General features: G+C 75.7%; 15 protein-coding genes. All 15 read right to left on the reverse strand.

The genetic code is table 11. The features are described from left to right. Positions 1-16 precede the first annotated feature (16 nt). A complete protein-coding gene (locus tag GA0070215_RS06140) occupies positions 17-493 on the reverse strand; it encodes a hypothetical protein (RefSeq protein WP_091042743.1) in 477 nt (158 codons plus the stop codon). After that, positions 490-1410 carry a carbohydrate-binding protein gene (locus GA0070215_RS06145; RefSeq protein WP_018784041.1) on the reverse strand — a complete coding sequence of 307 codons (921 nt, stop codon included), beginning with the start codon at positions 1408-1410 and terminating at the stop codon, positions 490-492. Before GA0070215_RS06145 ends, GA0070215_RS06140 begins: the two co-directional genes overlap by 4 nt. Beyond that, positions 1407-2114 carry a phage tail protein gene (locus GA0070215_RS06150; RefSeq protein ID WP_091042746.1) on the reverse strand — a complete coding sequence of 236 codons (708 nt, stop codon included), beginning with the start codon at positions 2112-2114 and terminating at the stop codon, positions 1407-1409. The genes GA0070215_RS06145 and GA0070215_RS06150 overlap by 4 nt, the downstream gene beginning before the upstream one ends. Next, complete coding sequence (locus GA0070215_RS06155) at positions 2095-4716, reverse strand: putative baseplate assembly protein (RefSeq protein WP_091042747.1); 2622 nt, start codon at positions 4714-4716, stop codon at positions 2095-2097. Before GA0070215_RS06155 ends, GA0070215_RS06150 begins: the two co-directional genes overlap by 20 nt. Continuing rightward, on the reverse strand, positions 4713-5153 hold the full coding sequence (locus GA0070215_RS06160; protein WP_091042750.1) for a GPW/gp25 family protein: 441 nt from the start codon (positions 5151-5153) through the stop codon (positions 4713-4715). The genes GA0070215_RS06155 and GA0070215_RS06160 overlap by 4 nt, the downstream gene beginning before the upstream one ends. Next, positions 5150-5488, reverse strand: a complete 339-nt coding sequence (locus tag GA0070215_RS06165) for a hypothetical protein (RefSeq protein WP_018784045.1) — start codon at positions 5486-5488, stop codon at positions 5150-5152. Before GA0070215_RS06165 ends, GA0070215_RS06160 begins: the two co-directional genes overlap by 4 nt. Beyond that, positions 5488-7059, reverse strand: coding sequence for a phage baseplate assembly protein V (locus GA0070215_RS06170; protein ID WP_091042753.1), 1572 nt, complete (start codon positions 7057-7059; stop codon positions 5488-5490). The genes GA0070215_RS06165 and GA0070215_RS06170 overlap by 1 nt, the downstream gene beginning before the upstream one ends. A gap of 49 nt (positions 7060-7108) precedes the next feature. Beyond that, positions 7109-7867 carry a CIS tube protein gene (locus GA0070215_RS29505; RefSeq protein WP_091042756.1) on the reverse strand — a complete coding sequence of 253 codons (759 nt, stop codon included), beginning with the start codon at positions 7865-7867 and terminating at the stop codon, positions 7109-7111. 1353 nt (positions 7868-9220) lie between these two features. Then, a complete protein-coding gene (locus GA0070215_RS06185; protein WP_091042760.1) occupies positions 9221-9703 on the reverse strand; it encodes a phage tail protein in 483 nt (160 codons plus the stop codon). Position 9704: 1 nt separating this feature from the next. Beyond that, positions 9705-10937: a phage tail sheath family protein gene (locus tag GA0070215_RS06190; RefSeq protein WP_091042763.1), complete on the reverse strand. Its 1233-nt coding sequence runs from the start codon at positions 10935-10937 to the stop codon at positions 9705-9707. Between the two features lie 17 nt (positions 10938-10954). Further along, the gene (locus tag GA0070215_RS06195) at positions 10955-11635 is read right to left on the reverse strand and encodes a carboxypeptidase-like regulatory domain-containing protein (RefSeq protein ID WP_091042769.1); all 681 of its coding nucleotides are present in this window, start codon (positions 11633-11635) and stop codon (positions 10955-10957) included. Then, on the reverse strand, positions 11632-12240 hold the full coding sequence (locus tag GA0070215_RS06200) for a glycine zipper family protein (protein ID WP_091042773.1): 609 nt from the start codon (positions 12238-12240) through the stop codon (positions 11632-11634). The genes GA0070215_RS06195 and GA0070215_RS06200 overlap by 4 nt, the downstream gene beginning before the upstream one ends. Before the next feature lie 11 nt (positions 12241-12251). Further along, on the reverse strand, positions 12252-12596 hold the full coding sequence (locus GA0070215_RS06205) for a hypothetical protein (protein ID WP_091042776.1): 345 nt from the start codon (positions 12594-12596) through the stop codon (positions 12252-12254). Between the two features lie 134 nt (positions 12597-12730). Further along, the gene (locus tag GA0070215_RS06210) at positions 12731-13573 is read right to left on the reverse strand and encodes an LppM family (lipo)protein (protein WP_244166886.1); all 843 of its coding nucleotides are present in this window, start codon (positions 13571-13573) and stop codon (positions 12731-12733) included. Between the two features lie 580 nt (positions 13574-14153). Continuing rightward, a complete protein-coding gene (locus tag GA0070215_RS06215) occupies positions 14154-15143 on the reverse strand; it encodes a LacI family DNA-binding transcriptional regulator (RefSeq protein WP_091042782.1) in 990 nt (329 codons plus the stop codon).

Raw genomic sequence — 15143 nt, forward strand, 5'->3', positions numbered from 1 at the left:
CGCGCCTCCGCCCCGGTCAGGAGCGGGCCAGCGTGACCGAACATCCGCCACCTCCCGGACAGCGCAGGAGCACCTCGGTCACCCGGTCCACCGCCACCTTCGCCACCGCCGGGCCGTCCGCGCCGGGCGCGACCTCGTCGGTGACTGTGACGTCCGCGTCGCCGGGGGCGCGGGCGGTCACCTCGAACGGCGTCGTACCGCGCAGCACGAGCGTGCGCAGCGCGCCCGGGTCGGCCACCCGCAGCCGGCACGCGGTGCCGAAGGCCAGCGTCACCCCGTCGGCGGTGGCGGCGGGCTCGGCGGCCGGGGGCAGGCACGTCACGGCCACCGTCGCCGGGTCCACCGTCCCGGTCCCGCGCCCGAGCCGGGCCAGCGCGCCCAGCTCGGCCGCCGGGTCGCCGCTGTCGTCGCGCCGCCCGGCCACCGCCACCACGTACAGCCCCACCAGCAGCACGGCCACCGCCACCAGCAGCACCTTCTGCCTGGTACTCATGGCCGGACCACGGGCGTGAGGCGGATCTGGTCCACCCCGGCGAAGTACCTGTCGGTGCCCTGCGTCTTGCTCACCGCCACGAGCGTCAGCCTGTGCGGTCCGCGGGTCAGCTCCACGGTGCCCACATCCACCTCGTCGGTGCGGACCACAGTCGGGCTGAACCCGAAGAACGTGTCGCCGACCTGCCGGCCGTCGACCAGCCAGATCGTGTTCGCGTAGTCGAACGACGTGGTGCGCACGGTGGAGAACCGCCAGGTGCCGTCGGACGGCACGTCCACCTGCACCGTCACCCGGTCGCCGACGCCCCGGCCCAGGAAGAACAGTTGCGCGTCGCCGGACCACACCACGTCGCAGCAGTTCTCCTGCGCCACCACCTGCGCCTTCGCGCCGGTGGTGGACTGCACCGCCGCGCCGGAGACGAGCGTCTCCGCCTCCACCGTCACCGCGTCTGCGCGCGGCGGGGGCGGGGTGTCCGGTCCGCGGGTCACCAGCCAGGCCACCACCCCGGCCACGACCAGCACCAGCGCCGCGGCAGCGGCGATCCACGGCCACGGCGCGCGCTTCGGGGGTACGACGGCCCGCACGTCGTACGTGACCCGGCCGCTGGACCGGGAACTCTCCTCCGGCGCGGTGTTCGCCGAGTACGCGAACCCGGTCATGTCGTAGCGCCGGGGCGGCGTGCCGGGCGGCACCGCGAGCCGGACCAGGAACGACACCGACCCCTGCCCGGGCACCACCCGCTGCGGCTCGGCCACCGTGAACCAGGCCCGCTGGCTGCCCTCGCCGGGTGCCACGTCGAAGACGACTGTGTCCGGCGCGGTGCCCGGGTTCGACACGGTGAACGTCAGCTCGCCGGCGTTGCGGGCGTCCAGTGTGAACTGCTCGGCGGCGGCGACGACTGTCCATTCGGTGGTCATGACGGCTCCTCGGGCGGATCGTGGGGCAGGGGTGCGGGAACGTGGGCCCGACCGACCGCGCGGACCGTCGCCACCCCGGCGGCGGGTTCGGCGGCGTCCGGCCCGGCCGGCGCGGCATCGGAGGGCGGGCGCGGGAGGGCCGGAACCGGATCGGCCGGAACCGGATCGGCCGGTTCCGTGCCGGCCGGTTCCGTAGCGGCCGGAGATGCGACGACCTCGACGGTGACCGCCGCCGGTTTCTCCGCCTCGACGATGCGGGTGACCAGCGCGAGCCGGTCGGCGGCGGCCGGCGGCACCCGCACCACCAGGTGGAACGGCCGCTCGGGTGGCTCGTCCAGCACGAACCCGGTCACGCCGGTGGCCAGCTCCAGCGCGGTCCGCATGCCGTACGGGGTGCCGCGCCACCGGGCCAGCAGTGCGCCGTGCGCCACCAGGTCGCGCAGTCGGCCCACCGGCAACGGCAGCGGCGCGTCGGCGCGGGGCGCGGCGACCACGTGGTCCATCGCCACCCAGCGGGTCAGGTAGGCGACGAACCCGTCCGGCGTCCGGTACGGCCCGAACAACGCGTCGACGTCGGCGAGCACCGCCTCGTCCGGGGCGTGCAGCGCCTCCATCACGTCCAGCAGCGCGCCCAGCACGCTGCCCGGGCCGGCGGCCCGCTGGTACGCGGCCGGCAGCAGCCGCTCAATCGCCGCTCGGCGCATCCTGCCGCACCACCTCGATGTCGTGCTCGCCGGAGCAGAGCAGCCACGTGCCGGGAACGGTGACCACGTCGGCGGTGGCCTGGTTGGCGCTCGCCGTCCAGTCCTCGCCGTCGCCGCTGCGGAACACGCCGCGCTCACCGCCGGCCAGCACCAGCCGCCCGGCACCGGACGTGCCGGTGGGCGCGGTGGCGGCGATGGCGTCGACCGGGACGAACCGAGTCCGGTCCCGCAGCGGCAGGCCGCAGTTGACCATCACCGGAGACCACTGCGGCTGCCCGGCGAGCGGGTCGAGGCGGACCACGCCGCCGCTCTGCGTCGCCGCCAGCGCGAGCGGACCGCTGAACGCCAGATCCCGGCAGGTGCCGCCGATCCAGCCGGCCGCCATCGACTGCCACTTCACGTCCGACTCGAACAGCCGGGTGCGGTGGCAGCCCTGGCCGGGCTTCTTCGGGTCCGGCTCGCCCGCGCCGCACCACAGCAGCGTCGCCGGGCCGTCGTACTGCACGGCGAGCACCCGGTTGTCCACGTTGGCGAGACCGGCGTGGGCGAACGTGCCCGGACGTCCGGCCGCGACGGACAGATAGACCCCGAATCCGGCCTGCGCGGCCACCGCCACGCCCGGTGCGCCGCGCTCGGAGACGAACGCGCGCACCGCGTAGAAGCCCCGGTCCGCGTCGGCCGGGTCGACCAGGATCTGCAACGGCACCGCGCCCGGCAGCAGCGGCACCTCGTACAGGCCGGTGTCGGTGGCCAGCAGCAGCGCGCCGGTGCCGTCCCGGTCGATCCAGGCCAGATCGCGGACGCCGGAGTCGAGGTCGGTCAGCAGCGTCCACGTCTCGCCCAGGTCGGTGCTCAGCCGGACCCGGGAGCCACCGGCGTCGCGGGTGGTCACCACCGCCACCGAGCCGGCCCGGGGGACCACGCCGGGGCGTACCGGGGCGGGCGCGGGCACCACCCGCACCACCGTCTCGTCGTCGAACCGGCCGGCCGGTTCCCAGCCCGCACCGGCGTTGGTGGAGCGGAACAGCACCGGGCCGCCGCCCGCGTACCAGGTGCCGGCCTGGTACTGGTCCACCGCCACGGTGCGCACCCGCGCGTCGGGCGCCTCGTCGACCACGAACCGCACCGACTCGACGTAGCGCACGCCCGGCTCGGCGTGCTCCAGCATCCGGTACACGTTGGAGGCGCGCAGCGGCTCACCGAACGCCCAGCCGGCCGGGTTCAGCGGCGTCGGCAGCGGGCTGAGCGTCTGGTGCAGCCGGTCGTGGATGCGGCGGCGCACCGCCTCCACGTCCTCCTCGCGGCGCACCACCACCCGCGCCCGGATGGACACCGCCTTGTACCGGGCCCAGCCCGCCCGCACCGCCGTACCCAGGGCGCGACGGTGCTCCAGGTCGGCCTCGACCCGGCGGCGGGCCTCCTCCACCTCGTGCTCCCGCAGCACCGCTACCGGCAGCCGCCCACCGGGGCGGGCCGCCTCCGGCACGTACGGCACCAGCACCACCTCGACCTCGCCGGGCCGGGCGAAGCTGTAGACGGCGGCCCGGGTGAACGCCCGCGCCCGCGCCACCGCCCCGGAGCCGGTGGCCAGGATCTCGAAGTCCCGGGCGGTCACCGCGCGTTGCTGGGCGAAGAACTCGTACGGCCCGCGCGCCAGCACCGACTCCAGCGACTCCAGATCCCGGCCGCCGGTGGCCGGGTCCGGGTTGTCCACCGTCACCCCGGGCAGCGGGTCGCGCAGGCTGGTCAGCACACCCGCCGCGACGTTGCCGGCGGGCCCGCCGCCGCAGCGGTACCAGAGCCGCACCTGCCGCCCGGCCGGTGGCACCGCCGCCACAGTGGTCGCCCCGGCCGCCCCCTCGACGGCCGGCGCCCCCACGTCCGGGCGCAGGTCCAGCGCCGGGGCGAACGTGACCACCCCGGAGGCCCGGTCCACCAGGTAGACCTTCGCCTGCGGGCCGACCCCGGCGAAGCTGACCACCGGACGCCAGATCTCGTACGTGCGCCCCTCGTGCTCCCGGGCCGCCGCGCCCAGCTCCACCGACCCGGCCGGCACCTCCACCCCCAGCAGCAGGTCCAGCGCCTCGGTGGTCCGGGTCAGCGGCGCGCGGGCGGCCCGGAACACCTGGCCGGGCTGCCCGGTTCCGGTGCCCAGCAGCTCCGCCTCGACCGGTTCGCAGTGGTGCACGCGTACCGTCGTCGTGGTCTCCCCGGCGGGCAGCACCGCCGGTTCGGTGGTCACGAAGACGACCGGCCGGGGGTCGGCGCCGCGCGCCGCGGCGACGCGGGTGCCGGCCGGCACCCGCACCGGGCCCCGGTCCGGGCCGGTGCGGGTCAGCCGCACGTCCGCCCAGGCCGCCGCCGGTGGGTGCCGGGTGACGCCGAGCAGGTTCAGGAACGCCACGTACGCCTTCTCCGGCAACTGGTTCAGCCGGTAGATCATCACCTCGGTCAGATAGGCGAACGCCTCCACCAGCGCCATGCCCGGGTCGTGCGCGGACAGGTCGGTCCAGTCCGGGCAGGACCGGGCGATCCGATCCCGCGCCTCGGTGACCAGGTCGAGGAAGGCGCGGTCGTCCAGGTGCGGCACCGGCAGCGTCATGACGTGCCCTCCTCGTCTGCGGTCTCCTCGTCGGCCGGGAGCAGGTCGACGGAGAACACCAGGTGGCCGGGGGAGAGGCTGGCCCGGACCCGGTAGTCCAGCCGGATCACCAGGCGCCACGGGTCGTCCGGGTCTCCGCCGGCGTCCACGTCCAGCACCTCCACCCGGGGCTCCCAGCGGCGGATCGCCTGCCGCACGTAGTGGATCGCCAGCCCGGCGGTGGTGTCGTCGTTGGGCGCGAACACCAGCCGGTGCAGCCGCGACCCGTAGCCGGGACGCATCAGCCGCTCCCCGGGCGTGGTGGACAGCAGCAGGTACAGCGCCTGGCGTACCGTCTCGTCGCCGTCGGTCATGGCGAGCCCGCCGGTGGCGGTGAGCGCGAGACCACCGGCGCGGCCGGCGTCGAAGCCGGCGCCGACGAAGCGGAAGGCCCTCATGCGTCCGCCCCCAGGAAGCCCTGCCGCACGTCGCGGACCTGGTGGTGCACGGTGCCCGGCGGGGTGCCGTCGGTGCGGCCGTCCAGGTGCGACAGCACCACCGGCTGCCGGTCCACCCGCACCCACGTGCTGTAACCCACAGTCACGGTCAGCGTGTGCAGGCACGGTTTGATCGTCGGGCCGTAGTTGGGGCAGGCGGTGATGTCGCGCCCCTCCGGGTCGGGCCGCACCAGCACCGGCACGTCCTGGACCGTCACCCACTGCTGGGACGGGCGGTTGCGCACCCGTCCGTCGTGCCCGCAGGTGATCAGCGAGTCGCGGTGGATCCAGCGCATCAGCCACCTCCGGCGGAACGGGCGAGCGTACGGGCCTGCGCGGCGGCGGTCTCCGCGTCCTCGGCCGCCGGGGCGTGCAGGAAGTCGACGGTGCGCCCGCGCACCACGACGGCCCGGCCGGGCGCGGAGAGCACCAGGTCACCGGCGGCGTGCACGGTGGTCAGTTCGGGCCGCAGCTCGACGAAGCTGCCCGCGTCGGTGGCCAGCCGCAGCGCCCGCCCGTCGTCGTCGATCACGATCGACTGCCCGGTGCCGGTCCGCATCGACCAGCGGCGCGACCGCCCGGAGACGATCCCCGCGTCGTACGGCTCGGCCGCACCGAACAGCGAACCGAGCACCACGCCCGAGGCGGGCTCGCCGCCGGGCAGTGCCACCAGCACGGTGTCGTCCGGGTCGGGCAGCGCGACGATCCCCTTGCCCCGGCCCGCGCCCGGGCAGAGCACCGCGAGCCAGCCGGCGTCCAGATCGCCGTACGCGGGCAGCGTCACCCGGGCCCGGCCGAGCCCGTCCGGGTCGTCGACGTCGGTGACGGTGCCGAGCGTGACTGTCGCCGCCGGGGGCGCGGCCGACGGCGGCGGGCCGGGCGGCGCGGTGCAGAACCGGGTCAGGTGCCCGTCCGCGTCCACCGTGTGCACCACCTCGGTGAGCACGTACACCCCGGCGACCGGCTCCGGGACACCGGCGAGCGCGATCCGCCGGCCCGGCCGCAGCGCCGGGTCGCCCTCGGCCGTGCCCTCGGCGGTGACCAGCGCCGCCACCCGGGCGTCCAGCCCGGCCTGGGCCAGCGCGGCCAGCTCGTCGCCGCTGCGGCCCGGCTGGTCCACAGCCGTGCGCACGCCGTCCGCGCCCACGTCGCCCGGGTCCGGGCGCAGCGGGATCCGCCGCCCGCTGCGCGCCTCGCCCGCCCGCTCGCCCAGCGGCTCGGCGCGCTGCGGATGCCAGCCGAGGACGGCGCACTGGGCACCCGCCCGGTCCAGGTTCTCGGTGACCCGCAGCGCGTGCACCGTCTCGCCGAGCGTCAACGGCAGCGGATCCCCGTACCCGTCCAGCGTGAACAGCCGCAACCGGTCACCGTCGACGCCCAGGTGCAGCCCGGCCCGGCCGGCCACCTCGCACAGCAGTTCCAGGTCGGTGTGCCGGTGCTGGAGCAGCCGGTCCAGGCGCGGCCCGTCGTCCTCGGCCGTCACACCCAACCCCAGCCCGGCGCACAGCTCACCGGCCAGCTCGGCGGCCGTCACCGACTCGAACACCCGCAGCTCCTGCCGCTTGCGCAGCCGGTGCAGCGGGTCGTACGCCCGGATCCGGGCCAGCGCTGAGCCGTCGCCGGCGTACTCCCGCTCGACCGCTGTCACCTCGCCGGTGAACAGTGCCTCCGCCCGCCCGTCGAGCCGTACGCCGACCGTGGCGCCGGGGCGTACCGGTGGGTCGAGAGGGCCCGCGCCGGGCGCGGCGGCCAGCGTCAGCTCGCACTGCGCCGGCCGGTCGAGCCGGGCGGCGACGCGGATGCCGCGCAGCCGGGCCGGGTCGGCCAGCGGCCGTCCGTCCACTGTCACCAGCACGGCCCGGTTCACGGCGTGCTCCCGGCGGCCGCTCGCCGCCCCGGGCTGGTGGCGTGGTGGGTCACGGGGTGCCTCCCGTGGTGACGGCGTCCGGTGGGACGGTGGCGGCCCCGGCCGGGGGGACGGCGAGCGCGGTGCCCGCGGGCACGGTGAGCGGATCGGTGACGCGGTTGTGCTCGGCGAGCAGCCGCCAGCGCAGCGGCGAGCCCAGCGCGTCGTGGGCGAGCAGGTCGAAGCGCACCCCGGACCAGCCCGGCTCGGCCGCCCCGTCGGCCGCGGCGACCACCGCCGACCCGGGCGCGACACTCGGCGTGCTCGCCGCGGCCAGTTCCTCCTCGAAACCGGCGCGCGCCGCCTCCGCGCCCTCCGCGACGCGGACCAGCTTCAGCCGTAGCCAGGACCGCCGGGGCGTGCCGGTGAGGGTGAACGCGTCGAAGCGTTCCGCGATCGCGGTGATCACGCCGGGTACGTTCCAGGTTTTGCCCCAGACCAGGCGGACCAGCGGCGGGCGCAGCCAGCCGTGCTCGACCGCCGAGTTCTCGGCCAGCATCCACAGCGGCCGGGTCAGCGCGCGGACGTCCTCGGGCCGGGCCGGGGACTCCACGAAGTCGACGTCGAAGAGCAGGTCGAGGACCAGCTCGGTGCGCCCGCCGCCGGTGAAGACGAGCGGGTCGTCGGCCAGCCCGGCGCCGGTGAGCGGCCCGTCCGGTCCGCCGCGCGGGCGTACCCCGGCCAGCCGCGTCACCTGCACCGTCTCCGGGTTGAGCAGGCAGTCGACCCGGGTGCCGGACTCGTCCACGAGGAAGGCGACGCGCTCCATCAGTCACCCGCCTGTTCCCGGTCCAGCCGGGCCGTGTCACTCCACGGTGTGGCCCGGGTCGCCGGGTTCCACCACGCCGGTTCGCCCGGCAGTGACGGCCAGGGATCCGCGTGTGCTCCGCCGTTCCCGGCCGCTCGGCCTGCGGCGGCCGGGGCCGTGATCGCCGTGCGGGCCGGGGCGGCGTCGTCCGGCAGGGCCGGCCACGGGCCGGCGGGCGCTGGCCGCGCGTGTCGCTGTCCCTGTCGCAACCGGAGATCGCCATCGGGCACGGGGGCGTGCCCGTACGGCGTGGTGGCGGCCCGCACCGGGTAGTGGCCGGCGGATCCGTCCCCGGTCCCGCCGCGACCGTTCGCCGCTCCGACCGGGCTGCCCGGGGTGTGCGTGGCCGGTCCGTGCGGCGACGACCGTGGCGCGGCCGCGAACACGAGCGGACGTCCGTCCGATCGGCCGGGCGGAAGGTCCGTCGCGGACGCGTCATCCGGGTGCGGCTTCCGGCCGCGGTCGGCCGGCGCGAGGTGCGAGCGGCCGGACCGCCGCTCGGGTGGTTCCGCTCCGCCGGATGGTCTACCGCCGCGCGATGCGGCAGTGCCCGTTGTGTCGACCATGCACACCGGGCCGGCTCTGCCTGCTGGTCCGGACACGTGCGCCGGTTCCGTGAGGTGCGGCGTTCTCGTCGGGCCGCCTGACTCGGGCAGGGACCGGCACGCCGGCGCGATGGAAAGCGCCGCGTCGTCGTCCGGCCGCGACGATCCTGTTTCGGACGGTGCCGTGCCCCGTTCCGCCGGCCCGGCGTCGACCTCCGTCCCCGGAGCACCATGACCGGAGTCGACGCACATCTCCGGCGCGGATCTCCCACCACCCGAGACGCCTGTCTCGTCCTCCGGAACCTGCCGGAGATCTTGGTACGACACGGCCCCCATGGGGGCCCTTTCGTACCAAGATCTCGACGGATCGGGCGTGAGAGGGCCTCTGCGGGATCGGGGGTCACCGAGCAACAGCGCTTTGCCGGTCCGCCGCAGCCGGCCCACCTGAGCGCTTCGCGTCTGAGTCCGGTCCGCGTCGTCGCCGCCCGGCCGGTCCGCGTCGCCGCCCGCTGGCCGGCCGGCACGCGAAGAGGCGACGGGCGGCCGGTCGGCGGAGGACAGGTGCTGGGGTGGGGACGAGGGCGGGGGAAGGTCGCGCAGCAGACCCGGGGCGTGCGCCGCCACCAGACGCCGCCAGTGCTCGGGCGGCTCGCCGGGCGGGCGCGGCACCTCGGCCGGCGACTCCGGCGACTCCGGCGACTCCGGTGCGGACGGCGCGGACGGCGCGGACAGGCGGTCGGCGGTGGCCCGCAGCACGCGGGCCAGCCGGTCACGCGGTCGCCGGGGCGGCGGCACCGCCGGCCTCCAGTTCCAGGCCCTCGTACGCCAGGGTCAGCGCCTCGATGGCGATCTCCTGCGACAGCGTGTTCAGGTGCGCGCCCCGCCACCGGGTCGGCCAAGCGTTGATCATGTTCCAGCGCAGTACCTCGGCGGTGCCGGCCGGGTCCAGCAGCACCACCGACACGTTGCGCCGGTTGACGGTGCCCTTCGCCGCCGCGTTCACCCAGTCCCACAGCTCGCGTGAGCTGGTCAGGCCGAAGTGGAGGGTCACCGGGGCGTACTCGACCTGGCCGGGCACGGCCCGGATGCGCTCGTTGCCGGCCTCCCGGTACGACAGCGCCGGTATCGTCACCTCGAAGCCGCTGACCTCGGTGAAGTGCCCGTTGGTGATGCCGTTGATCAGCAGCTTGAAGTGGTACGCCCGGTACGGGTCGACGGGCGCCCCCGGCTGCGGCGTCGCGGCGGTGGGCATGTCAGCCTCCGATCGTCTCGGTCTCGGTGCCGCCGGCCCACTGGCTCAGCCGGAACACCACGAACTCGGCGGGCTTGACCACCGCGATGCCGATGTGGGCCACCACCATCCCGGCGTCGCGGACGTCGGCCGGGTTGGTCTCCTCGTCGCACTTGACGAAGAACGCCTCCTCGGGCGTACGGCCGAGCAGCGCGCCGTCGCGCCACACCCGGGTGAGGAACGCCCCGATGTCCCGGCGGATCGAGCGCCACAGCGTGAAGTCGTTCGGCTCGAACACCATCCACCGGGTGCCATTGGCGATGGCCTGCTCGATGGAGATGGACAGCCGCCGCACGTTCAGGTAGCGCCACTCGCTGGCCTCGGCGGCGAGCGTCCGGGCGCCCCACAGCCGGATGCCCTCCCCGGCGAAGAAGCGGATCACGTTGACGCCCTTGGGGTTGAGCACGTCGTGCTCCGGCCGGGTCACCCGGTACGCGAGGTCGACCGCGCCGCGCACCGGCTCGTTCGCAGGCGCCTTGTGCACGCCGCGCAGCGCGTCGGTGCGGGCCCAGATACCGGCGACGTGCCCGCTCGGCGGGGTGAACACGAGGTCGCCGCCGAGCGGGTCGCGGACCCGGATCCACGGGAAGTAGAAGGTGGCGTAGTCCGTCTGCCGGGGCCGGTCGCCGCCGGTGCCGGGTGGCTCGCCGTCGCCCGGCGTACCCTCGGCGGGCTTGCCGACCGACGCGGCCGACGCGGGCTTGCCGGGCGTGGCGACGCGGGTGAGCCGGGAGACGTCGGTGACCTCCGGCGGCGGGTCGCAGATCGCCACCATGGTGCGCAGCCGCTCGGCCATGCTGATCAGGGCCTCGTGCGAGACCGGGTCGTGGTAGCCGGGCGCGGCGAGGATGGAGATCTCGTCGATGGCCTCCAGCAGTTGCAGGCCCGCACGCCGCCCGCCGGTGCCGGTGAGCCGGCCGCCCTCGCCGACGTTGACCACCCAGCAGCGGGTACCGCCGTTGTCCAGGAAGCCGAACACGGCGCGGGCCAGCGGGGTGCTCTCCAGCTGCTCGCCGTCGGCGTACAGCCGCAGGAACTCGGTCCAGCTGTTCACCGCCAGCGCCTCGCCGACGTGGGCGCCGCGGTCGGGCGCGACGCCGACGAACGCGGCGGTGCTCATGCCGACCGGCCCGATCGGGCGGGCCCCGCCGGGCACCTCCTCGACGTAGATGCCGGGGGAGAAGTAGGTGGGCATCGGTCCTCCTCGGGACGTCAGTCGGGGGCGCGGACGACGATCAGGCCGTCGCCGTGCGGGTCGAGCTCGGCGGTGTGGACGCGCCCCGCGCCGGTGAGCCGGATCCGCACCGGGGCGTCCGGCGCGTCGGGGTCGTGCGGGACGCCGGCCAGCCGGAACCGGCCGGCCGCGTCGGTCTCGGTGGCCTGGGCGGCGCCCACCAGCTCCACCCGGACGGCGGCGAGCGGCTGGTCCTGCGGTCCGACCACCCGCCCGTCGAGCGTGCGCATGCCGAGCTGCCGCAGCCGCAGCGGCTGCCGCACCGGCGGCGCGACCGGGACCGGCCGCTCCACCCGGGCCGGCGCGTCGAGCAGCAGCGCGGGCCGGGGCGCCACGCCGAGCGCCCGCCACAGCGCCGGGTCACCGGCGGCGAGCACCAGCTCCGGCCGGCCCGCCGCGGTGGCGGCGGCAAGCACCCGGTCCAGCGCGGGCAGCGCCGCCGGCCCGCCGCCGGAGACCAGCAGGCGGACCACGAACCGGTACGGCTCGCGCGTCGCGCCGCCGGTGGCGGTCTGCCGGGCCGGCCGCAGCTCCAGCGGCCAGAGCGTGAGGCCGCCGTCGGGGCCGTCGCGCGGCGGACCGACCGGTACGGGTTCACCCGCGGCCCCGGCCAGCCAGCTCGCGACGTCCGCGACGGCCGCCTCGATCGCGCCGGTCATCGCGGTGGCGTCCCCTGGACGCGGTACGCGATGGCCTCGTTCCACACGTGCGGGTAGACGCCGATCTCGAAGTAGCGGGCGAACCGGTTGATCGGCGCGTTGGTGTGGTCGTGCCAGAGCAGCCACACCGGGGCGATGGTGAACAGCACGTAGTTGAGCGCCACCAGCGGCAGGTAGAACGGGCCGAGCAGCCGGGCCTGGAACACGTGCACGTCCTCGTGCCGCTGGATGCCGGGGCTGGACCCGGCGCACACGGTGCCGATGGTGGTCGCGTACCGGGGGGAGACGCCCTCGACCACGTTGACCCGGCCGCTGCCGGCCGAGACGACCCGGTCGAGCTGGTGGCCGAAGACCAGGTGCAGCGCCAGGAACAGCGCCCCGGCGAACGTGTTGAGCAGGCTCCAGGTGTGGTCGACCACGAAGAGGAAGATCCCCTTCGGATCGGCCCCGTACGTGCCGGCCGAGGCGGACGCCCAGCCGAACGGTGCGCCGAGGAGCAGTCCGACGACCGCGCCGACCAGCAGGCCGACGGTGCCGGCGGCGAGGTGCCCGAGTACGGCGCCGAAGACGACCTGGACGGTCGCGCTGAGCATGCCGAAGATCATCGGGTCACCTCTCAGACCCAGGAGCGGACGAAGCGGGGCTCGTGCCCCTGGGCGAGCTGGGTCGGCGACGCCTGCGTCGCCTGCCGGTTGCCCGGGGGGAGCTGGTTGACGCCGAGCGCGGCGGAGAAGATCACCAGTCCGTTGAAGAACGCGATGACCCACCTCTCCGGGCCGGCGTCGGTGGCGAACGCGGCGGTCAGGTACGACAGCAGGAGCGCGACGCCCAGCGCGATCCACTTGCGCGCCTTGTCGCCGCTCGGGCCGATCAGCCCGCCGATGACGTTGGTGGCGAGCAGGGTGGCGGCGCTGGCGCCGGTGAGGCTGCCCAGGGCGGCCCAGGTGAAGAGATCGTTCACGGCGATCCCCCTCTTTCCACGGTGCGGTGGTGCGGTCGGGTGGATGGTGCGGCGGTGCCCGGGGTTCACTGCCCGGGTTCCGCCCGGTGTGCTGGTGCGCCGCCGGCGCGGGCGCCGTCGGTGGTCGGTGGGTCTCAGGCCGGCGGACCGGCGGGCGGTGCGGGTGCGGCCGGGCCCCCGGTGGCAGGCGGTGCCGGTCCGGCGGGCGCACCCGGGCCGGTGGCAGCGTCCGGGCCGGTGGTGGCCGCTGCGCCCGCGCCGTGGCGGGAGCGCCGCCGTATCAGCAGCACGACCGCCACGGCGACGGCCAGCAGCAGGACGACCGCGCCGGCGACGACCGGCAGCCAGGGGAAGGAACCGTCCCCGGTCACCACGGCGGCGGGGCTGGTGGCGGGCGGCGGGGGCGCCTGGGCGACGGCCCGCAACTCGGCCGGCTTGGGCTGGTTGGCGACCACCTTCCAGCTGACCGAGCGTCCGGTGATCGTGCCGTTGGTGTCGAGCACCCGGCCGGGGAACGTCACCGAGATCTCGAACGCCATCAAGGTCATGAAGGCCTGCTGCTGGCGCGGATCCTGCTGCCCGAATTTGCCGCCGTACTTCTTCGGGTCCAGCGGGAGCGAGAAGCGATAGAGGTCGTCGTCGCGGACAAGATTCACGCTTTCGCTCGTGAATTGCGCCAGCGGCGTTTTCCGGTACGTGATCTGAATGCCGTACGAGGTGGCGTCCTCGTACCCGGTCTCCGCTCCGGGCGGAAGTGAGGGAATGTTCGGCCGCAGTTCGGCGAACGCCACCGCCGGGTCCGGGTTCCGCTGCTTGAGCAGGGATTTCGGCGCGGTGAGCAGGAGCTGACCGGAGACGGTGTCGTCGTCGTTCACGGTCAGCCCGAGGTTGAGCTGCATGCAGCCGCTCATTATCGCCACGAGGGCGAGACACACCGCGAGGCCGAGTGCCCGGCTGCGGCGGAGTCTCGTGTTCATGCGCTCAGTGTGAGCCGGTGCCGGCCGCCGTGCAGTCCGTGATCGGTCGCCGTTCTGTCGCCGATCTTACCGGCTCCCTTTCCCGTTCGGACGACCTCGACAATGCGAGCGATCGATATTCTGAAGCGTTTCGGTGCGGCGGCTGCCGGTCGGCTACGGGCCATGCCGCGCAGCGCCGTCCTCGACGGGGTCAGCCGGATCGTCGTGTCGCGCAGAGCCACCGCCACCGGGAGGCGCAGTTGCTGGCCGTACCGGGCGGTGCGCAGGGTCGCGCGGGCGACGGCCGACTGCGCGGCCGCCGCTGCCGGTCGTACGCGGCCAGCGCCCCGGCCAGGTCAGCCCTGCCGTTCGCGCGGACGGCGCCCAGCACCACGGCGTCCTCGATCGCCTGACGCGCCCTGACCCAGGTGCGGCGTCGTCGCGTACGCGGCGCGGCGGCGGCCAGGGCCGACCGGCCCGAACACGTCCGGCGCGGCGTGAACCACCGCCGGACGGGCCACCGGCCGGGCCGCGGGACGAGGCCGTGCGCCGGGCGGGAAGTGACGACAGCGACCGCGAGCCGGGCCGCGGACGGCTGCGCTCAGGCGCTCTGCCGGGTCACGAGCGTCGACGGGAAGGCGGTGCTCGGGGCGACCGGCGCGCGCGCCAGCACGGCCGTGGCCGCCGCGGCGGCGATCCGGTCGACCGGATGGGTCGCGGTGGTCAGCGGCGGGCTGCTGATCGCCGCGTACGGCAGGTCGTCGAACCCGGCCACCGCCACGTCGTGCGGCACCCGCACACCGCGCCCGCTCAGCGCGGCGATCACACCGAACGCGGTGGCGTCGCTGGCCGCGTACACCGCGTCGGCGTCCGGCCACCGGCGCAGCGCCGCCAGCGCCGCCCGGCCGCCCCGTGCCGCGGTGAAGTCGCCGGTCACCAGCCGCTCCGGCGACCCGGTCTCCCGCATCAGCTCCCGGTACGCGGTGACCGAACGCTCGGCGCAGCTCAGCCAGCGCGGCCCGGTGACCATGACGATGCGGCGCCGGCCGGTGGCGTACAGGTGGCGCAGCACCTCACCCGCACCGCCGGCGTTGTCGACGTCGAACGACGGCACCGTCGCCGAGCCCTGACCGATCGAGGCGACCCGGCCGCGCAACCTCGGTGGCACCGCGTCCAGCGCCGCCTGGGTGGTGTTGACCAGGATCGCCCCGCAGACGCCCCGGTCCGTGCCGAGCCGGGTCAGCCCCGACGGGTCGGCCAGCGGCAGCCACTCCAGGGCCACGCCGACGCCGTGCGGCGCGCACACCCGCGACGCCGTGCTCACCACCCGGTGCACGTACGGGTCGTCCAGCACCGTGTCGTCGCGGCCCCCCACCGCCACCACCAGGCGTACCCCGCCGCCGCGCACCAGCGCCCGGGCCGCGAGATCCGGCACGTAGTCGAGGCGTTCGGCGGCGGCGCGTACCCGGGTGCGGGCGTCCGCCGAGGTGAACCCGTAGCCGCCGAGCACCCGGGAGGCGGTGGCCCGGGACACCCCGGCGTCGCGGGCCACGTCGTCGAGCGTGGCGGGACGTGCGGTCGGCGAACCCAT

This window comes from Micromonospora marina (assembly GCF_900091565.1).
GTDB classification, from domain to species: domain Bacteria; phylum Actinomycetota; class Actinomycetes; order Mycobacteriales; family Micromonosporaceae; genus Micromonospora; species Micromonospora marina.